The sequence below is a fragment of the Halomonas sp. R57-5 genome, assembly GCF_900070345.1.
Classification (GTDB): Bacteria; Pseudomonadota; Gammaproteobacteria; order Pseudomonadales; family Halomonadaceae; genus Vreelandella; species Vreelandella ventosae_B.
This window is the reverse complement of sequence record NZ_LN813019.1, coordinates 2,119,066-2,139,467: the sequence shown is the minus strand read 5'-3', so window position 1 is coordinate 2,139,467 and position 20,402 is coordinate 2,119,066. Positions and strand designations below refer to the sequence as shown.

The 20,402-nt window shown below is 54.5% G+C and carries 20 protein-coding genes; 12 read left to right on the top strand and 8 right to left on the bottom strand.

Translation table 11 applies throughout. The features are described 5' to 3' along the window. Positions 1-6: 6 nt before the first annotated feature. The 5 genes from HALO_RS09775 to HALO_RS09755 form a co-directional block, all read right to left on the bottom strand. On the bottom strand, positions 7-858 hold the full coding sequence (locus HALO_RS09775) for a rhomboid family intramembrane serine protease (protein ID WP_050713375.1): 852 nt from the start codon (positions 856-858) through the stop codon (positions 7-9). A gap of 254 nt (positions 859-1,112) precedes the next feature. Beyond that, positions 1,113-2,099 (bottom strand): metallophosphoesterase, encoded by a 987-nt coding sequence (locus tag HALO_RS09770; RefSeq protein ID WP_035580228.1) that lies wholly within the window; start codon positions 2,097-2,099, stop codon positions 1,113-1,115. A 2-nt stretch (positions 2,100-2,101) separates the two neighbouring features. After that, positions 2,102-3,046, bottom strand: a complete 945-nt coding sequence (locus HALO_RS09765; protein WP_035580231.1) for an NAD(+) kinase — start codon at positions 3,044-3,046, stop codon at positions 2,102-2,104. Positions 3,047-3,109: 63 nt separating this feature from the next. Continuing rightward, on the bottom strand, positions 3,110-3,979 hold the full coding sequence (locus HALO_RS09760) for a carboxylate/amino acid/amine transporter (RefSeq protein WP_050713374.1): 870 nt from the start codon (positions 3,977-3,979) through the stop codon (positions 3,110-3,112). A gap of 88 nt (positions 3,980-4,067) precedes the next feature. Beyond that, the gene (locus tag HALO_RS09755) at positions 4,068-4,613 is read right to left on the bottom strand and encodes a YqaE/Pmp3 family membrane protein (protein WP_035580237.1); all 546 of its coding nucleotides are present in this window, start codon (positions 4,611-4,613) and stop codon (positions 4,068-4,070) included. Positions 4,614-4,845: 232 nt separating this feature from the next. Between HALO_RS09755 and HALO_RS09750 the strand changes: the two genes are divergently transcribed. From HALO_RS09750 to HALO_RS09720, 7 genes are all read left to right on the top strand, one after another. Continuing rightward, complete coding sequence (locus HALO_RS09750) at positions 4,846-5,253, top strand: CBS domain-containing protein (protein ID WP_050714156.1); 408 nt, start codon at positions 4,846-4,848, stop codon at positions 5,251-5,253. 267 nt (positions 5,254-5,520) lie between these two features. Next, positions 5,521-5,880, top strand: coding sequence for a hypothetical protein (locus HALO_RS09745; RefSeq protein WP_035580240.1), 360 nt, complete (start codon positions 5,521-5,523; stop codon positions 5,878-5,880). Between the two features lie 36 nt (positions 5,881-5,916). Continuing rightward, a complete protein-coding gene (locus tag HALO_RS09740; protein WP_035580243.1) occupies positions 5,917-6,750 on the top strand; it encodes an AraC family transcriptional regulator in 834 nt (277 codons plus the stop codon). 471 nt (positions 6,751-7,221) lie between these two features. After that, positions 7,222-8,715: a sodium/proline symporter PutP gene (gene putP / locus HALO_RS09735; RefSeq protein ID WP_035580246.1), complete on the top strand. Its 1,494-nt coding sequence runs from the start codon at positions 7,222-7,224 to the stop codon at positions 8,713-8,715. Between the two features lie 144 nt (positions 8,716-8,859). Next, entirely contained in the window at positions 8,860-12,516 is a 3,657-nt protein-coding gene (gene putA / locus HALO_RS09730) for a bifunctional proline dehydrogenase/L-glutamate gamma-semialdehyde dehydrogenase PutA (RefSeq protein ID WP_050713373.1), read from the top strand. A 321-nt stretch (positions 12,517-12,837) separates the two neighbouring features. Then, positions 12,838-13,080: a type II toxin-antitoxin system ParD family antitoxin gene (locus HALO_RS09725; RefSeq protein ID WP_035580249.1), complete on the top strand. Its 243-nt coding sequence runs from the start codon at positions 12,838-12,840 to the stop codon at positions 13,078-13,080. After that, complete coding sequence (locus HALO_RS09720) at positions 13,080-13,379, top strand: type II toxin-antitoxin system RelE/ParE family toxin (RefSeq protein WP_035580252.1); 300 nt, start codon at positions 13,080-13,082, stop codon at positions 13,377-13,379. Before HALO_RS09725 ends, HALO_RS09720 begins: the two co-directional genes overlap by 1 nt. Positions 13,380-13,429: 50 nt before the next feature. Here the strand turns inward: HALO_RS09720 and HALO_RS09715 are convergent, their stop codons facing one another. Further along, positions 13,430-13,846: a hypothetical protein gene (locus tag HALO_RS09715; protein ID WP_231896834.1), complete on the bottom strand. Its 417-nt coding sequence runs from the start codon at positions 13,844-13,846 to the stop codon at positions 13,430-13,432. Positions 13,847-13,981: 135 nt separating this feature from the next. Here HALO_RS09715 and HALO_RS09710 point away from each other — a divergent pair. Further along, positions 13,982-15,147, top strand: a protein-coding gene (locus HALO_RS09710) for an IS3 family transposase (protein WP_092490829.1) whose coding sequence is annotated in 2 segments (ribosomal slippage) — positions 13,982-14,243 and positions 14,243-15,147 — 1,167 coding nt in all. Because the reading frame shifts where the segments join, the coding sequence is not laid out codon by codon here. Positions 15,148-15,275: 128 nt separating this feature from the next. On the opposite strand, the gene HALO_RS09705 is transcribed toward HALO_RS09710, so the two are convergent. Continuing rightward, positions 15,276-15,974 (bottom strand): HNH endonuclease, encoded by a 699-nt coding sequence (locus HALO_RS09705; protein WP_081899087.1) that lies wholly within the window; start codon positions 15,972-15,974, stop codon positions 15,276-15,278. Between the two features lie 557 nt (positions 15,975-16,531). On the opposite strand from HALO_RS09705, the gene HALO_RS09700 reads away from it, so the two are divergent. Continuing rightward, positions 16,532-17,158, top strand: a complete 627-nt coding sequence (locus tag HALO_RS09700; protein ID WP_035580258.1) for an OmpW/AlkL family protein — start codon at positions 16,532-16,534, stop codon at positions 17,156-17,158. A gap of 80 nt (positions 17,159-17,238) precedes the next feature. On the opposite strand, the gene HALO_RS09695 is transcribed toward HALO_RS09700, so the two are convergent. Continuing rightward, positions 17,239-17,574, bottom strand: coding sequence for a YqcC family protein (locus HALO_RS09695; protein ID WP_022522982.1), 336 nt, complete (start codon positions 17,572-17,574; stop codon positions 17,239-17,241). A gap of 328 nt (positions 17,575-17,902) precedes the next feature. Between HALO_RS09695 and HALO_RS09690 the strand changes: the two genes are divergently transcribed. From HALO_RS09690 to rimK, 3 genes are read left to right on the top strand one after another with little or no spacing between them, the layout of a single operon-like run. Next, positions 17,903-18,940, top strand: coding sequence for a DUF3549 family protein (locus HALO_RS09690; protein ID WP_035580261.1), 1,038 nt, complete (start codon positions 17,903-17,905; stop codon positions 18,938-18,940). Positions 18,941-18,976: 36 nt separating this feature from the next. After that, entirely contained in the window at positions 18,977-19,417 is a 441-nt protein-coding gene (locus tag HALO_RS09685) for an ATP-dependent zinc protease family protein (protein WP_035580264.1), read from the top strand. Positions 19,418-19,459: 42 nt separating this feature from the next. After that, on the top strand, positions 19,460-20,368 hold the full coding sequence (gene rimK, locus HALO_RS09680; RefSeq protein WP_035580267.1) for a 30S ribosomal protein S6--L-glutamate ligase: 909 nt from the start codon (positions 19,460-19,462) through the stop codon (positions 20,366-20,368). Positions 20,369-20,402: the final 34 nt, after the last annotated feature.

Below are 20,402 nucleotides of genomic sequence, written 5' to 3'. Positions count from 1 at the left end.
GGCCTCTTAACGATTTTTCAAACGGCGGGATGAATAATACCAGCCTGTGACCAGCCCCACGAGTAAACCGCCCAAATGCGCTTCATTAGCGACATTGCCAAAGCCAACGCTGCCCGCCATATCGGTCATGGKGAACACCATCCACCCCAGCATAAATACCACCAACATCTGGGGCACAAAGAAGCCACTTTGGGGAACCCGTCGTGACATCAACCAAACGTGGGCCAGCAAGGCGTAAACAACGCCTGACATGCCACCAAATAGCACGGTACCGGTTGCGTACTGCGCCACATTAGCGCCAATGCCCGCCACAACAAGCAGCAGTAGCATGGTACGGCTGCCCTGTAGGGCCTCGACCTGGCGACCGAAATACCACACCCACATCAAATTGAAGATTAAATGCATCCAGCCAAAGTGCAGAAAAGCGGGCGATAGCAAGCGCCATACTTGCCCGGAGGTAAGCGTTTGCGTCAGGTTGCCGAACACAAGTTCACCACCCGAAATACCTATCGGCACGATGGTTAAAGTAACAATCAACTGGTCGCCAAAAACACTAATCAGTGCAAATATCACCAGGCTAATCACAATCATCAGCGCCGTCACCGGCACTTGTTTTAGCGCAGCCAAGGAGTTGGCCATCGTGCGTGGATGCTGATTAGGCTGCTGGAGCACCAGGGGTTCCCCCTGCTGCCAGCGTTCAACCAAGGCTTTAAGCGCATCTAGTTGGCGCGGGTCGGCGACCCATAGCAGTTGGCCGTCGGCCTCATCGGTAATGCGGTGGCCAATGCGATGGCGCCAAAGCGCCTGGCGCAGTTTGCTCGTATCCGCGTGATCGGGCAGAAGCATCACTGGATGCATAACATCCCTCTAATCAAAGCGCTGACGTCATGCTGACCGCAGCGGGTAGCTATTGAAGATAACGACTGAATGTACCGCACGGCTGCCAACATACAGGCGAAAAAAAACCGGCGGTGGGGACCGCCGGAGAATAAAAGCAAGGGATCATTCAAGGGAACACTTACTCAGATAGCCGACGGCAGGGTTAGTTCAGCCGTTTTGAAAAAAATATGTAATTTTATGTAATAAAAAGAAACATTTGTTAATCGGCGCGGTTAATCAAAGTCGATTTCCCAGGGTTTAGGCAGCGCCCGCTCCTCTTTTGGCACTTTAATCCAGACAAAATGATCAGCATTTAAGACCGACTCACCACTCCAACGATAAGCCACTAAACGCCCATATTTGACGGCGCTATAGTCCAGGCAGGCAATATTATGGGCCGGCAGTGCCGGTATGCCTTCGCACCAATAGTGACCGATAAACAGCGGCGGCTGCTCTGGCCCGTAATAGCTAAGTTTCTGTCGTTCTTCGTCGGTCAATTCGCGGGTTTCAAGATCACCGGGCAAGTTATCCGGCTGGAAGACCACATCTCCCCACTGCTTTGGAGCCTCGGCCCAGAAGTGAGCGCGAAAACTTTTCCGCGTAAAGCCATCACCGGAGTGTATCGCAATGCCCGCGGGCAGCGAGACATGCGGGCCTCGGGTGAGGCGATCTAAGATCCGAAACGCCTGGGTGGTGGGGTCGGTGGACTCAATCAGAAACTGGGTGTCCATGCAGCCATCTGGGCGGCGCTGTTTAAGCTCATCAATCAGCGTCTCATCCCAGCAGGCATGCACCACGCGGATACCATCGATTTCTAAACACAGCGGGATGGTTTTAAACCACGCCAGGGTGTCTTCCCACTCATTAGTGAAGTCGCGATACTGCTCTAGGGTGTCTTGAATAATACGATTATGCCGCGGCGTATGCTCGCGCAACCAGCGTTTGTGGCTACCAGCGGGTCCTGGGTGGGTATAGGCCAGGGCGTTATATTCGTGATTGCCCATGACAATATACGCCTCGCCCTGCTCGACCATTCGTCGGGCAATGGTGACCGCCAGACGAATTCTTGGGCCGCGATCAATCAGGTCGCCCAGGAATATCACTTTGCGCCGGGGGTGGCGATACACGCCGTTGCGCTGGTGATAACCCAGTTTTTCCAGCAGCGAGGCAAGCGTAGCGCCGCAGCCGTGAACATCCCCAATAAGGTCGTAGCCCTCCATACTCAATCCCCCAGCCGATTGCTCCAGCCTAATTTGCTGCGCAACACTTCGTAGAAATTATGGCCGATGGGATGCACCAGTTGGACACGCTCAGGCTTGCGGGTAATCACCAACACATCGTTGGGTTTGGCCACCGCCCGGGTCTGTCCATCGCAGCTGATGTGCGGATAGGATTGATTGGTTTCACCAATATGAATGCGTATTTCGCTGGCGGCATCAACCACAATGGGGCGACTCGACAGCGTATGAGGGAACATCGGCACCAGCGTCACCACATCGAGCTTGGGGTGCATAATCGGCCCGCCGCCAGAAAGTGCATAGGCCGTAGAGCCGGTGGGGGTCGCGACAATCAAGCCATCGCTGCGCTGGCTATACACGAACTGGCCATCAATAAACAGCTCAAACTCAATCATGCGCACCGCTTTTCCGGGGTGCAGGACGACTTCGTTCAGTGCATCACCATTACCCACGGCAACGCCATTACGATAAAGCACAGTATCGAGTAAAAAACGCTGCTCAACCTCGAACTCCCCCGCCAGCACTTCGCTGACGCGGGTTTCCAGCTCATCTGGGGAGATATCGGTAAGAAACCCCAGGCGGCCGCGATTAACGCCTAAAATCAGCGTACCACTGCGACATAGGGCACGTGCTGCGCCCAGCAAGCTGCCATCGCCTCCCACTACAATTACCAAGTCGCACAGCTCACCCAACATACGGCGACTCGCTTCCGGTTGGCCGTGGTGCGGCAAGGCAGTGGCGGTGCGGTCTTCCACCAACACCGAATAATCATGGGCAGTCAGGTAGGTCACCAGACGCTGGAGGGAGTCGACCACTTTGTCGCTCCCCAGCCGACCAATCAGCCCGATAGTTTTAAAGGGCCTGCTTGATTGATCGCCGGAGGGGGATACAGTCCCTGGCTTAGCGTCTGCTGATAAGGTGTTGCTCATGGGCCGACTCTCGCTAACGTAAGTCGCCATTATGGAGACACCTCTGCTATCGGGCAAACAGGCTTAGCTAACGGCCACTTGACGGCGCTGACACCMCCAATGATTGAGCCATAGTGAGGCTGCCATGATCAGCGCACCCAGCAACAAACGGGGGATATCCGCATCGCGGTTCCAAATCACTAGGTTGACGATTAGACCCGCCGGTACCAGCGCATTGTTCATAATGGCCAGTGTGCCTGCATCCACTTTGGTGGCACCCTGATTCCAGGCGAAATAGCCCACACCAGACGCTACTAGCCCCAACCATGCGAGTACGCCCCATTGTAGTGACGTGGTCGGCAGTGCCGCGCTGTTACCAAAGAGTAAATAGGCGGGCAGGGCCACCACCATCGCGCCAATAAAAAACCAGCCAAACACATTGTGCCATGCCAGGGTAGGCGGTAAATCAGCGGCTAGGCGACGATAGCCTACTTGGCCAAGCGCGAAGCAGAGGTTTGCCCCCTGCACGACTAAAAAGCCTGCCCAGAAACCGCTATCAACACCGTCATAGCGAATAACCCCCGCCCCGACTACAGCGAGCAGCGCGGTCACAATATAGATCGGCGTGAAGCGCCCAAACAGCAGATCATCCAGCAGCGCAATATAAATAGGCGTAAAGATAGTAAACAGCAGGACTTCAGGTACCGATAGCAGCAAAAAGGATTGATAGAAGAAGGTGTACATCACCCCCAGCTGTATGGCGCCTAAACCCATCAGCGCCAGCCGCTGTTTACCACGCAGCAGGCTGGGGCGTAAAAACGGCAAGAACACCAGCGTAGCAAGCGTTACCCGCAGGAGCACCGCGAAGTAGCTGTCGACCTGGCCCGCTAGATAAACCCCTATCAGCGAAAAGGAGAAGGCCCATAGGGCAGTGACGCCGATCAGACAACCCATCGTAAACCTCAATCTATTATTTAGTTTACGCGGATTATACGCACTTGGATGAGGCTGCCAAGCGGTAAACGTCTTTAGGGGGCGTTAGTTAACGCCGCTGCAACCACCAAACCGCATACACCACGCCAGGCAGCCATCCTGCTAGCGTGAGTAGCACGGCTAAGCCTACACGTTTGCCGCCCCCCAGGGTTAAACCCACCGCCAGCGGAGGCAGGAGTAACGCCAAAGCATAATAGGCAAGCTTTAACGCGCCAGGCTCTGGCACTGCTTGCTCTGCTTGCGGCCCAGGAGTCGCTTCGGGGGGTTCGACCTGTGCAGCCACTGATTCAGCGTTGGGCGGCGGTGTGAAGTGCTCCACAGTGCTGGAAGCGCGCTCAGCTGCGGCCTTAGCGGCCCGCTCTTGGGCAAGCCGATGGGCCTCTTTATCAATTTTCTGCTCTAGGGTTTCAGCCCCTTCAGCAAGATCATCGTGGTGACGCTCCCAATCTTCCCAATCGTGAGGCGTCCCCGATTTTGGCCGTTGGTGCCCGGAACCCCGCGCACGCTCCCAGGCTTTCTCCTCCAAGGTGTTCGGCCGGTCAGGGTCTCGGTCAAGCCCCACCCCTTTGCGATTTAAGTACTCACGTGCATCCATGGGTGGCTCCTTAATGCGTTAATTTACAGATCATTTGAGTGGTTAGAAAATTAACGGCTCAGAAAATTCAGTAATTACAGCGTTGAATAAAGACGACTTGCAGACAAAACACTGCGGATTAAATCACCTACAGTGAAAGAGTCGCTGCTACTTTAGCACCTAGACCAGATCGCTTTGCTTGCGATGCCCTGCTTGCCATAGCGATTACTACGATGAGCAAGGAGTGTCCATGATGAATAGAGCAACCCCCAGCATTGTCCGCGATATCATGTCCCGGGATTGCTACCGTGTCTCACCCAACGCCTCGGTCACCACCTTGGCTAAAGGACTGGCACTGCACCGCCTGCCCGGCGCGCCGGTCGTGGATGATGCCGATCGTTTAATTGGCTTTATTTCAGAACAGGATGTTATGGGCCGTGTGCTGGACAGTATTTACCATGATGACGAAGCACCATTGGTAAAAGAGATGATGCGCCACGAAGTGCTCAGCGTCTCCCCCACTAAAAGCATAACCGACTTGGCCCAGGAGATGCTTGGCTCAAAACCTAAAGTCTACCCGGTGGTTGAGCAGCAGCGGCTGGKAGGAATCGTGACACGACGTGATATCCTGATAGCACTATTAGCTATACGCCGCCATTAGCAGGGCTGTTAAACGTTCTAGGTAAGCATTCGACAGAAAAATCTTCAGCCAAAAAAAAGCCGCTACTCAGTGAGTAGCGGAGGCAAGGGATCAAAACAATAGAGCCAGAACAACAACTTTAGCGACTGCTATCGCGATGTTGCCTGTACATACTCAGACACGCGATGAAGGAAAAGTTCGCAAAAAAGTAAAAATTTCGACCCAGGCGGCGTCAAGCGTATAATTTAGGGGCAGTTTTTTAATTAATGATGCCTGGGAGCACCGCGAATGGCGCTGTATCTATTGGTGTTGGGAGTGTGTTTGCTGGTGATTGGTGCGGTAATGCTGGTGCTAATGACCTCAAGTACCCCCCGCTACCGCACAGAACCCAAGGACTTACTGGCGTTGTTTGATAAAGCGCTCAACAGCCAAGTAAGCGAAACCGAGTGGAATGCGATGATCGGTTACCCTATTCGACACAATGAGTACCTGGACGGCATTAGACGCCGTGCCGCGCACTTGATGGAGCAGCACGGGCGACGCTGGATGATTGCTCAAGGCAAACCGTTACTCAATCAAGAGGGGCAGGCAGAACTGCAGGCCCTTCGCGACCATTTATCCGCCCACACGGCCCTCCGCGAGCAGTAGCGGTTCAGCAGACCTATTGCGATTAAGGAGACCTGCATGCCCAGTACCATTCGACAAATTCCGCTAGCCAGCGCAACGCACCATCATACCCATGACTTTCATCAGATTGTGATTACGCTGTGTGGCTCATCAGAATTTGAAATTGAAGGCTTAGGTGGCAGAGTTAATGCCTTTTCGGGCTGTATCGTGCCTGCTAATCACGAGCACTACTACTCGGGTTACGGCCACAATCGGCAATTAATTTTTGACCTACCCGAAGACGCCCCCGCGCTCACCGGTGAAAACCGCGAATTGGTAGCGCTGTTTGATGCGCCGCGTTTTTTTGGCCTAGATAACGCGCTGCAACACTATTTAGCATTTATGCAAAGCGAACTTGCTCAAGGGTTTGACACCTCGACTAACTCCTTTCAGCAAGACCGCTTGGCTGCCACGCTGCTAGGCTCACTGAAGGCGCGATTAGGCACCACCGCCAACAGCAACCAGCAGCGCCTGGATTTGACGCGCATTAACCGCTTTATTCGTCAGCACCTCGCCGAAGACCTGCGCGTCGCCGATTTAGCCCGACTCGCCTGTTTAAGCGAAGCCCATTTCTCCGACTGCTTCCGCGCCCAAACCGGCCTGTCGCCCTGGCAGTACGTTAAGCGCCAGCGTCTGCATGCGGCCCGCCAACTGGTCCTACAAAGCCGTCTTCCCCTCACCGATATTGCCATTCAAACCGGCTTTGCCAATCAAAGCGCGCTCTCCCATGCATTTCGCCGCAGCTACGGATTGTCGCCGCGCAAACTGCGCCAAGCGGATGTACCACCGGTCGCCATGAGCCCGTCAAATGCTGTTTTAGGGCCGCTAGCAGGCCAGCAGAAACTCTACTAAAGTCGTATAAATGCTGCTCTTGCCGCGAAATTGACACGTTTTGCCGCGGAACCAACATACACTCGAGGTGGCGGCACTCTACATTCAGTTATTGGTTTGGGCGAAACGCCTTGTTACTCATTTGTTCTTTATCTGCAACGCTTTATGACTGAAAAAAACGATTACTAATAACACCGCTGCGTTAGGCGGGAACGCGTCGCTGTTGGCGCTAGGCGATGAGTGAGTAGCTCATCAACGACAAACCAAAACTCCTGAACAGGGAACTACCTCATGGTCGAAAATAATAGTGGGATCATTGCTGATAAACGTGCCATCAACTTTTCTGACACTATCTCTAGTAGGCGCTCGTTAGGCCTCGTAACGTAATAGCAAACGAAGTTAAAAAAATAATGCGGGCCACTACCGGATTCTGCACGGTAACGGCGCTAACCGGTCGGAGCTAATTCCGTCCTGACGAACTGGAGAAATTACATGGCTATTGGTGTTTGGATCAGTCTCATAGCGTATTTTGCGCTCATGGTCGCCATCGGTATTTATGCGATGCGCAAATCCACCTCTTCCTCCGAAGATTACATGCTGGGTGGTCGTACCCTCAGCCCAAAAGTAGCTGCCCTGTCGGCCGGTGCGTCGGATATGAGCGGCTGGTTGCTGTTGGGCTTGCCTGGGGCAATGTTCGTATCTGGCTTAGGTTCCGCCTGGATCGGTATTGGTTTGCTCGTGGGGGCGTTATTCAACTGGATTCTGGTCGCCCCTCGTCTACGTGAACAGACCGTTCACTACGGCAACGCGATTACCATCCCTGCTTTTCTGGCAAACCGCTTCCCCACCCGTTCCATGTCGCTGCGCACAGTGTCTGCCATCGTTATCGTGATCTTTTTCGCAGTCTATACCGCCTCAGGCCTGGTGGCTGGCGGCAAGCTGTTTGAAAGCGCGTTTACTGGCATTTACAACTTCGGCGACATGAGCAACTACGCCATGGGCGTCATGATCACTCTGGGCGTGGTGCTTATTTATACGGTTGTTGGTGGCTTCCTGGCCGTGAGCATGACGGACTTCGTGCAAGGCTGCATCATGATGCTGGCACTGGTGATCATGCCAGCGGTGGTGCTGTTTGGCGAAGGTGGCGGCGGTTTATCGCAGGCCACGCAGACCCTGAATGAAGTCGATCCCACCCTGCTTTCCTGGACGTCGGGGCTGACCTTCATCGGGTGGCTGTCGGCTGTGACCTGGGGCCTGGGTTATTTCGGCCAGCCGCACATCATTGTGCGCTTCATGGCGATCCGTACACTCAAGGATGTGCCCATTGCCCGCAACATTGGCATGGGCTGGATGCTTATCTCGCTGATTGGTGCCGTTTCTTTGGGCATCTTCGGCCGGGCCTATGCGATCCGCAACGGTATTGATGTCCAAGATCCGGAAACGATCTTTATCATCCTGGCAGATCTACTGTTCCATCCGCTGATTACCGGCTTCCTCTATGCGGCACTGCTTGCAGCGGTTATGAGCACCGTTTCAAGCCAGCTTCTGGTGGCGTCTTCGTCACTGACCGAAGACTTCTATCGCCTTTTCCTGCACAAGAATGCAACGGAAGCGCAGTGTGTCGCCGTAGGCCGCGTCTGTGTAGTACTTGTGGGCATTGTGGCAGCGATTATTGCCTCTGACGAAAACTCCCAGGTTCTGGGGCTGGTCAGTAACGCTTGGGCAGGCTTCGGCGCCGCGTTTGGCCCGTTGATTATCTTGTCGTTGATGTGGTCACGCACCAATGGCAATGGCGCCATCGCAGGCATGGTCGTGGGTGCTCTCACCGTCATGATCTGGATCTCACTGGGCTGGAACGGTGAATTCCTGGGTGGCCCTGGCGTGTACGAGATTATTCCTGGCTTCATCGCGTCCTTCATCGCCATCATCGTAGTCAGCAATGCGACTGACGATGCCGGTGAATATCAGCATATCGAACGCAAGTAAGCGCTCAACCACATTGAGCGTATCAAGAGGGCTCCCGCGGGAGCCCTCTTTAGGTTAGTTATTTTGTGTTAACTGCAAAAAGTATGACTACACCCTAACCGACGCGGGAATGCCTAAGTGTCGGCTAGCAAGGAGAGACCCTGTATGAACGACCATCTGCATAGCGACGTGAGTGATCTACGCTCACGCATTCGCACCAACTACGACGCCAACGAGGCAGATGTGCTGCACGGGCTGGTCGAGCGTATCAAGCTGTCGGAGGATGACCGCAAGAAGGTCGCCGCCGTTGGCGCCAACTACGTAGCGCGTGTGCGTAAGGAAAGATCGCCTTCAATGATGGAGGCGTTCCTAGCCGAGTACGGGCTCTCGACCACCGAAGGCGTCGGTTTGATGTGTCTGGCAGAAGCGCTGCTGCGCGTGCCCGATGCGGAAACCATCGACGACCTGATCCACGACAAGATTGAGCCCTCCGACTGGGGCGCCCACCTGGGCAAGTCTTCGTCTTCAATGGTCAATGCCTCGACCTGGGCGCTGCTGCTAACCGGCAAGGTGCTGGAAGAAGACCCCAAGGGCCCCACACGGGCGCTGCGCGGCCTGGTTCGCCGCATGGGCGAGCCGGTGGTGCGCAAGGCGGTTGGCCAGTCGATGAAGATTCTCGGCCGCCAGTTCGTGCTTGGTCAGACCATCGAAGAAGGCATGAAGAATGCCCGCGAACTTGAGAAACAGGGCTATACCTACTCCTACGATATGCTGGGTGAAGCGGCACGCACCGACGAAGATGCCGTCCGCTATCACCAAGCTTATTCAGAGGCGATCACCGCGATTGCCGAGCAGGCCAAGGGCGACGKGCGCGGAAGCCCCGGCATCTCAGTAAAGCTCTCGGCGCTGCACCCGCGCTATGAATACACCCACCGCGACACGGTGATGGCAGAACTGGTACCGCGCGCCAAGGAACTAGTGCAGCAGGCAGCCAAGGCCAATATCGGTTTCAATATCGACGCCGAAGAACAGGATCGGTTGGATCTCTCCCTCGACGTGATTGAGGCTCTAATGGCCGACCCCAGTCTTGATGGATGGGACGGCTTCGGGGTGGTCGTGCAAGCCTACGGGCGCCGCGCCGCGCCGATGATAGAGACACTCTACGAGCTGGCCGAGCGGTTTAACCGCAAGATTATGGTGCGGCTGGTTAAGGGCGCCTACTGGGATACTGAGATCAAGCTGTCCCAGGAAATGGGGGTCAAGACCTTCCCGGTCTTCACTCGCAAGGTCAACACCGATGTCAGCTACATGGCCTGCGCGCAGATGCTGCTCGACCGGCGCGACCGCATCTACCCGCAGTTCGCGACCCACAACGCCCACACCTGCGCCGCCGTTGTAGAAATGGCGGGCAGCGATAAGGACAGCTACGAGTTCCAGCGCCTGCACGGTATGGGCGAATCGCTGCACCACATCGTTAAAGAGTCGGAAGGCACCCACTGCCGCATTTACGCCCCGGTCGGCGCGCATCGTGACCTGCTGGCCTATCTGGTACGCCGCCTGCTGGAGAACGGGGCCAACTCCTCGTTCGTCAACCAGGTAGTGGATAGCTCGATTCCGCCAAGCGACGTTTCAAAGGACCCCATTGAAGCGTTTAAGCAACTCGGCAACGACGTCTCAAGCCCGCTGATCCGCCAGCCCGGCGAGCTATTTGAGCCTGAGCGTAAGAATTCCAAGGGCTACCGCATCAACGAACCCGCTTCGCTTTTGCCGCTGCTCAATGCCCGCGAAGCATTTGCCGACGCTACCTGGACCGCAGGCCCCATGCTGGTGGGCAGCCCCGCTCCCCGGGGCCCAGCGCGCGATGCCGTCTCCCCCGCCGACGGCTCACGGGTGATCGGCAAGGTGCATGAGGCCACCCCGGAAGAGGTCGCCACTGCCCTCGACGCCGCCGAGCAAGGCTTCAAAGAGTGGTCGGCGCGCCCGGCCGCCGAACGCGCCGCGGTACTCCGCCGCACCGCCGACCTCTACGAGGAACACATCGCCGAGCTGACCGTGATCGCCACCCGCGAAGCGGGCAAGATGATGTTCGATGGTATTGCCGAAGTTCGCGAAGCGGTGGATTTCCTGCGCTACTACGCCAACGAAGGCGAGCGGTTGGAAGCAGAAGAGCCCGGCAGCGCCCGCGGCATCTTCGTCTGCATCAGCCCGTGGAACTTCCCCCTGGCCATCACCACCGGCCAGATCGCTGCCGCCTTGGTGGCTGGCAATGCGGTACTCGCCAAGCCCGCTGAGCAGACACCTCTGATCGCCGCCCGCGCCGTCGAACTCATGCGCGAAGCCGGTTTGCCGGAAGCGGCCCTACAGCTGTTGCCTGGCGACGGCCCAACAGTAGGCGGCCCACTAACCAGCGACCCACGCATCGCCGGTGTCTGTTTCACCGGTTCAACTCCGGTGGCCCAGATTATCCACAAAGCGCTGGCCGAGAACGCCGGGCCTGATGCCGTGCTGATCGCCGAGACCGGTGGTCTCAACTCCATGATCGTGGACTCCACGGCACTGACCGAGCAGGCAGTGCGCGATATTCTGATTTCCTCCTTCCAGTCGGCTGGCCAGCGCTGTTCCGCGCTGCGCATGCTGTATGTCCAGGAAGAGGCGCGGGATCGGTTGCTCAACATGCTCTACGGCGCCATGGACGCGCTCACCATTGGCGACCCCTGGAACACCGATACCGACGTATCGCCGGTGATTGATGCCGATGCCCAGACCGAGATCAACGACTACGTGGCGGCACACGAGAAGAACGGCAAGGTACTGAAGAAATTGGCGGCGCCGGACACAGGCACTTTCGTTACCCCTGCGGTAGTCGACGTCAGCGGCATCGAGGATCTCGAACGGGAAATCTTTGGCCCGGTTCTACACGTCGCCACCTTCAAGGCACGGGACATCGACAAGGTCGTCGATGACATCAATGGCAAGGGCTACGGGCTGACCTTCGGCCTGCATACCCGCATCGACGACCGCGTGCAGCAGATCGTTGAGCGCATCCATGTTGGCAACGTCTACGTCAACCGTAACCAGATCGGCGCTATCGTTGGCTCTCAGCCATTCGGCGGCGAGGGCCTCTCGGGCACCGGGCCCAAGGCCGGTGGCCCGCTCTACGTAACGCGTTTCCGCCGCACCGCTGACGCTGAGCACGTTGAAGCGCCAGAAGGCAAAGCCGTATCACTTAGCGATCTCCAGTCGGCCCTTGATGGGTTGGACGCCCGTAACTGGGCGGTACGTCCCAATCGCATTGAGGTACTGCGCAAGGCACTCTCCGGCAAAAACGGCGTGATCCGCAAGGCGCTCGCCGAAACAGCAGCCTTGGATATGACGTCGCAGACGCTGCCGGGGCCAACGGGCGAAAGCAACCGCCTGGCAATGTATCCCAAGGGCGTGGTGCTGTGCCTTGGGCCAACCCTGGACATCGCCATTGCCCAGGCTGCGCAAGCCCTCGGCGCAGGCTGCGGGGCCGTCGTAGTCGCCCCAGGTGCCGAGCAGGCTGTGAAACCGCTGCTCGATGCCGGTGCGCCGATAGCCGGCCTTGATGGCAGCGTTTCAGCCGAGTCGTTGAGCGAGGTCAAAGGCATTGCAGCGGTTGCCGCCGCGGGTGACAGCGACTGGACACGTGAACTGCGCATTGCGCTGGCCAAGCGCGACGGCGCGATAATACCGCTCGAGACCCAGACCATCTCGCCGGATCGTTACGTGGTGGAACGCCATCTGTGCATCGACACCACCGCAGCGGGCGGCAACGCCAGCCTGCTGGCAACCGCCGAGTAGATCGGCGCTAAGTGTTGGCTTAGGAGGTGAGCGGGCGGATTAATGCCTCTCGCCCTCCTCCTGGGCTAAGCAAACGCTGATCAATGTCTCAGCGATCATTATTTAGCCGCTACTCGTTAGCGGCTTTTTTATTAGGCAGCCGGGTTCTCTGGCTGCTTTTTATTTTGCTAATCGCGTCGCGCCCGTCACTCTCTTGAACTAAGTTCCCTCGCGCATGAATAGGTTTAGAAAGACGCTAGCAGCGCCTTGTTAGGCACCTTGCCGACAGCCCAACCCTATACCATAATCAGGTATATTCTGGTATCACTGGAGACCTAGGACATGGCTAAAAATACAAGCATCACACTTGGTGACCACTTTGAAAATTTTGTTACCACTCAAGTACAAAGTGGTCGATACGGTTCTACGAGCGAAGTCATTCGTTCAGCCCTACGTCTACTCGAAAACCAGGAAACCAAACTACATACACTCAGGCAACTGCTTATCGAGGGTGAGCAAAGCGGTGACGCTGACTATGACCTCAGCAGCTTTATCAATGAGCTTGATAGTGAAAAAAGTAACTAATGACGCTATTCACACTTACGCTAGCTGCCAAAATGGATTTAAGAGACATTGCTTTGTTTACTCAGCGCCGTTGGGGTAAAAAGCAGCGGAACGTCTACTTAAACCAGTTTGATGACTCATTCTGGTTACTGGCAGAAACCCCTGATATCGGAAAATCGTGTGACGAAATTCGCCAGAATTACCGCAAGTTTCCGCAGGGCAGCCATGTTATTTTTTACCAACAAACCGGAAGCCATAAAATAAGAATAATTCGCATATTACACAAGAGCATGGATGTGAACGCCGCCTTTGGTGCATAGCGCCTAAAGTACGCGCGGGATTGGATATTGAGCTTCCGCCTAGCGCCGCATCATACGCGTGTATTATGCAGGCAGCTAAGTGGTGCCCCAAATAAGGCCTCATAGACCTCATCAATGGAACTGATATTTTTGAACCAACCTTTTGGCAAAACCCTTATGTTAGGGCGCTCGGCTTTGAATCCGCCCTGGTCACCCTTGGTATGTTTTGCAACCTTTAGCCCGTCAAGGCTAGGCAATTTCTCGCCGGGAAGAGAACCAAAAAAGAGAAATGGCCCCAGCTCCAAGGTATCTTCGTTGAAATAAATCCAAATAACACACCCAGAAGGCTTTCCAAAAAGCCTCGTATGAACTTTCTGGCTGGCTGTTTTGCCGCCAACGTATGAAGCTTTAAGCTGTATATGCCTCACGACCCCATTATCTTCCGCTATTAGATCGTAGCCAGCGTTATCAACTTCTGGACTCGCCATCTCTAGCGTGCAGCCGAATTCCTTCCAGGAAAGCTTTAGTAGTTCGCCAATGAAAAGATGCTCAACGAGCTTTTCTGATCTTGCCCAGTAACGATGGACATCTCAAGAATGTAATACACTGCAGTGAGGTGGACCATGGCAAGATCGACGACATCAATGAAGAAAAAATCCTATACCCGTTACTCAGAAGCTTACCGGCAAGAAGCGTTAGCACTCGCTGATCGCATTGGCGTTGCTGCAGCGGCTCGTGAATTGGGTCTACATTCGAGTCAGCTTTATCAGTGGCGTTCTAAGGTTCAGCAACAACAAGATACATCGGAGCGAGAGCGGTCACTAGCAGAAGAAAACGCTCGCCTGAAGCGACAGTTAGCCGAAGCCAATGAGGAGCTGGCCATCACAAAAAAGGCCGCGGTGTACTTTGCGAAGAGCCTGAAGTGAAGTACGCCTTTATCCATCGTCATCGCCAGGCTTTCAGTGTTCAGCGCATGTGCCATGTTGTTGGGGTCGCTCGAAGCGGCTACTACGCTTGGCGACAGCGCGAAGGAGGTCTGTCTCTAAAGCGCAGCCAGCAAGCCGTTCTCGATAAGCGTGTGGCTGCGGCGTTTCACCAACGTAAAGGCCGCTCAGGCGCCCCGAGATTAGCTCTAGACCTGCAAGATGACGGAATACCGGTGAATCGCAAGACCGTGGCTGCCAGCTTACAGCGACAAGGCCTGCGTGCTAAAGCTGCCCGTAAGTTCAAGGCCACCACAAACTCTCGACATTCGCTACCTGTTGCGCCAAACCTGCTAGAGCAAGACTTCAGGGCTTCAGCCCCTAATCAAAAGTGGGTGGGTGATATCACCTACTTGGCGACGGGTGAAGGTTGGCTTTATCTTGCTGTGCTAATTGATCTTTACTCTCGCAAAGTCGTTGGTTGGGCAATGAGCGAGCGTATGACGGCAGATCTTGTCTGTGATGCACTACAAATGGCGCTATGGAAACGTAAAATGCCAACAGGCGTGATCGTCCATTCAGATCGAGGTGGTCAGTACTGTTCGACGCTGTATCAGTCGCTACTGACGCGACATGAACTCAAGTGCAGTATGAGCGCGAAAGGCAACTGTTATGATAACGCCTGTGCCGAAAGCTTCTTTCACAGCCTCAAGGTGGAAGCGATCCACGGCGAGAACTTTAAAACGCGAGATATGATGAGACGCCAGGTGTTTGAATACATCGAACTGGACTACAACAAGCAACGACGGCACAGTGCTATAGGGATGATCAGCCCAGAGGCGTTTGAAGTCCGAATGATCGCTTAAACGAGTGTCCACTGTTGCTGGGTAAGATCATTCTCGAAAAGAAGAGTATTCACTATGGTTCAATGCCTTCTCTCTATGTAACGCCTCGCTAATGCGCGCGTTTTTCTGCGTCGCTATTCAGCGACTTGTTAAGTGTACTGTTTAACTATTTCTCTCAACTCCCCCAAAGAGTATGGAGGAATTCGTGTATGTGCTATTCGATGGCACGTAGGGCACAACGACACAAGGTCTTCAATTTTTGTTCTTCTTTTACCTAAAGTTATTGGGCTCAAATGATGGCAGTCGATTACATATTTATCGTTCACAAAATATTGTTTTTTACAAGACTGGCAAGTGTAATTATCCCTTTTCTTTCGCGCATTAGCTAATTTTCTATCTCTGACGCTAGTCATACGACTTGAATCTTTACGGTACCCTTCTTCGGCTTCTGCAGAGTCAGGGTCTAGGTATTTTGGCTTTGCTTGGCCTTCATTTTCTAAATATATACGCTCAAATCCGCCATTACTTTTGCCGACGAAAGAAGTCCAGTTTGTATGTGTTTTCAGAGCAAGCTTTATATTTTTAATAAATATTCGATAACGCGGATATTGCTTGCCTTTGCGTTCAGTATGCTCTTCTGCGTTTTTTCCTACAAGCTCACCTATATAAACATGATTCTCGGTGCTTGTTTGATGAAATACGATTACATAATCATCGACTCTATATTTTGATACTACCCAGCAACCAGTAGATGAAATACCGCTGTAATCAATAAAAAAGTTGTGGCCCTGTGTTTTGACTGCAACAGCAGTAGAGCCTTTAGGCAAAACGTCTAAATATGAATCCATTACAATTCCATGTGAGTACACTTAACAGTTTATTTCTACGCATGCGTATTTTTCTAGAAAACCTAACACCATAAAAAAATCTTCAAGATATTGATAGTAATGGAAAATCTTCAACCCCCACTGCAAAGTTTGCTAGAAAAAAGAGCATGCTCATAATCACTTCTGACCATCTTTTCCGCATTGCCTATAAACACGGGCAGATTTTTTACAACTTCCTGTTTCAATTGATTTTTATAAAAATATTCCGGAAAATTTGAGCATACCTCTTGCTGAGCGTACCAGAAAAACGCGCATTAATGACTAAAAATACTTCATATCGCTGTGCATGCAGCCATACAAATGGGCAAGCCAAGTGGCCAGCAGCCCGCTCCTGAATTCGACCTCCCTGGGCACCACCACTCCCCCAATAACGTTTGTCTAATAACCCTTGCCCTGGATCAATAATCCACTCCCTGGCTCTCGCTACACTGGCTGCATCGTTAAGCGGCTATCGAATAGCCACCCAGCTTTGCAACTAGTCGTTTGAAACTATCTGCTTTAACACCAGGAGTGAACCCATGCGTAAAGCCGCCCTGCCTACCCTACTTGTATCCACTGTTGCCGCTGCGGCGATGATGACCAGCAGCCAGGCATTTGCCTACGGCGCTGGTGATTTTTTTACTCGCGTGGGTGTTGCCAAAGTCGCCCCTAAAAGCGACAACGGCTCACTGGCCAACGGTGCGTTGTCCGTGGATGTACAGGATAAAACCGATTTCGCGTTCACCTTGGGCTATCGCTTCCACGATAAAGTCGGCGTGGAGCTGCTGGCGGCGCTGCCGTTTGAGCACGACATCCATTTGAACGGCGATAATATCGCCTCAACCAAGCACCTGCCGCCGACCTTAACGCTGCAGTACTACCCGCTGGGTGGCACTCAGTCCCGCGTACAGCCCTATGTCGGTGCGGGCATTAACTACACCCACTTCTCCGATGAAGAGCTGACGATTGGTGATTTAGACCTGGATGATTCCTGGGGGGCGGCGGGCCAGGTAGGTGTTGATCTGCTTATTGATGATCACTGGGCGCTGAACGCCGCGGCTTGGTACATCGATATTGATACCGATGCCAGCGTTAACGGTGCGGGAGTAGGTATCGTTGAGATCGATCCTCTCGTGGTGATGGCAGGCCTCAGTTACCGTTTCTAAGCCGCCTGCAAAACCGTTAGCGTATGTTATACACAAAGCCTGCCTCACGGTGGGCTTTGTGCGTTTAGCCGCATGCCGCTTTAAGTGCTTTCAGTGACGATCTGGTCGACCTTCTCTACCGCACGCACAATCAGCAGCTGGTGGTGAGCGGGTGTTTTTTCCTGCTGCAAGTAGGCTGCCACGGCGGGAGCTACCTCGCACTTTGCGGGCATGGCTGCACGCGCATCCATCAGGGCATTCAAGCGGGCAATAAACACAAAGCGTATCCATTGCGGCAGCGACATGGTGTCGATGCAAAACGGCTGCTGGCTGGCGAATGCTTCTGCATCGGGTGTTGGCATGCGCCATAAATCGGCGGCTTTCATCGACGCCTCAAGCTCTAGAAGCGCTGTCTGCAGCGGTTGATAAGTACTCATAAAGTCGCTTGTCACTACCTTGGAAAATGAAGTAAGTGTATCGTCTGCCCATTATCCCCACTCAGCGGGCGCCTTGCCACCTATCAACGCTTGCGGGAAGTTATCCATAGACTCACAGAAAACCTGCACGAGCCTGTGGATAAACTATGGAAAGGTGTCGCAGCGCCTGCTCTCATGGGGCTTTGGCAAAGTTGATTAATTTTTAACCGTATTGTCATTAATGCTAATGCCTTAAGGCACTGTCATTAACACCATGTTTATCAGTCACTGCGGCTGACAGTGCCACATCAGCAAGGTAGAGTGCAGGCTTGCAACGCGGAAGGATGTCATGCAACCGATTCAAACCCTTGATGAGTTTTTTACCCGCAGCGGCGGCGAGGTTTCCCTTTACCATATGGGGCGACACGTCGTTCCCTGCCAGCGGGAATCACTGTCGACTTTTGAAAGTGGCGAAATGGCCTGGCCAGAGCCATGGCAGGGCCAGGCGCGCTTAGCCATTGTGTTTCGCCTTGGCGATATGCCCGAACCGGCCATTTGGTTCTTGGCCTTGCCGCTGGATGAGCAGGGAATGATTGCTCCCGCCCAGCGCGATGCGTTTTTAAATCGCCTGTTGGAAACGCTAGGACGCGCAGTTTCCCAGGTAGGCCGTGAAGAAACAGCGGACGTGGATCACTTAATGAAGGATAATCCTCTCGCCTTCACCCCTAGTGTCACCTTCCAAGCCATGCTCAATGCCCGCGCGACCCATGACAAGGGGCTGCCAGCCAGCCAGCATTTTGAGCCGGTTGAGGCCTACTTGAGCGGCCAGCAAACGATTGATTGGCAGGCCTTGGGGTTACAGGGGATTGCCGATTACGCTGTGCGTATGGAAACGGCTGACGCTGAATCGCTAGCGCTGCGGCTGCCTGACCTGCCGACCACCGTTATTCACTCCCTGTGCTACTGTTTAGAGCACAAGCCCTTGCCACAGGCGTTAGTCCCCGCACTGCAGCGTCGCGGCGAAGCCGCCGCCCAAGCGGGCGACATTGAAACCCTGTGTGCCTGTCTGCGCGCAGTGGGTAATACGGAGGCATCAGCGGTGGGCAGTTGGTACACGGCCTTACTCAATGACACAGCGGCCTGTGGGCCGGATGTTCTGGCGGCCATCGCCGGGCGCGGCTGGGGTTATCTGGAAGACGCGCAGCGCCTGCCTCTTTTTCTGCAACGCTTAGCAGAAGATGAGCGTAGCGATTTTGCCGCCGTAGTGCGTGATATTGCGTTAATACCACGGCTACGCTTACCGGTCATGATGGCATTGCGGGATGCGCCTGAAGGCTCGCCTATTCAACGCCGTTTGAACCTGATGATGTCACACAGAAATGCTTGATTTGATGTTGTCACTTTTAATTGCAAGGAGTGAGCCGTGAAGGAATTACCCTATCAGGCCAAAGCGGTCATTGGCCGCCGCGAGATGGTGACGCTACCTGAGCTAGGGCTTCACCTATGCTGCAAAGCAGACACCGGCGCACGCACTTCTGCGCTGCATGCAGAAGAGATAGAGACACATGAAGATGAACATGGTCAACTGTGGGTAAGTTTTATTACCCACAGTGGCGGCCCGGCAACGCCGGCCCACCGCTACAGTTTGCACTTGCATGATCGGCGCCGGGTCACCAGCTCCAACGGTCATAGCGAGTGGCGTTATGTGATACGTACTCCCATGCAGATGGGCGATTTGAATTTTCCTGTTGAACTGTCGCTTACTGACCGCAGCAATATGCGTCACCCGATGCTACTAGGACGCCGCGCCATGCGCCGCCTGCTGGTTGCTCCGGGTGCTGCATTTTTGCACGGTGAGCCTTAACCCCTTATTTAGTCGCCTTAATCTAGGCTCGGAGTCTTCTATATGCATATCGCTCTGCTGTCACGTAATCGCAATTTGTACTCTACCCGCCGCCTGGTTGAAGCCGCAGAGCAGCGTGGGCACACCGCTCGCGTGGTGGACACGCTGCGCTGCTATATGAGCATCACCTCGCACCACCCTTCGATTCACTATAAAGGCCAAGAGATTGAGCCTTTCGATGCGGTGATTCCGCGCATTGGTGCCTCCGTCACCTTTTACGGCTGCGCGCTGTTGCGTCAGTTTGAAATGATGGGCACCTACGTTATCAACGATAACGTCTCTATTACCCGCTCACGGGATAAGCTGCGCTCACTGCAGTTGCTGTCGCGCAAAGGGTTGGGGTTGCCGATTACCGGCTTTGCCCACTCCCCCGACGATATTCCTGATCTGATCACCATGGTCAAAGGAGCACCGCTGGTCATCAAGCTGCTTGAAGGCACCCAGGGGATTGGCGTGGTATTGGCGGAGACTAACCAGGCCGCAGAATCGGTGATTCAGGCGTTCATGGGCATGAAAGCCAATATCATGGTGCAGGAGTACATCAAAGAGGCGCGTGGCGCCGATATTCGCTGCTTTGTGATCGGCGATAAGGTCGTCGCCTCAATGAAGCGTCAGGCGGCGGATGGCGAGTTTCGCTCGAATCTTCACCGCGGTGGCTCCGCCAGCGTGATCCGGATCACCCCTGAAGAGCGTTCAACGGCTATTCGCGCCGCCAAGGCCATGGGCCTGCGCGTCGCCGGTGTCGACTTGCTACGCTCGAATCACGGCCCGGTGATAATGGAGGTCAATTCTTCGCCTGGTTTGTTCGGCATTGAGAACGCCACCGGCAAGGATATTGCGGGAATGATCATTGAACACATTGAAAGAAACGCCACGCCAGCCCGTAAAGCGCCGCCCAAGCCTAAAGGCTAAGGCAAGATTGCAAAAATAATCCGATTCAGGGGTG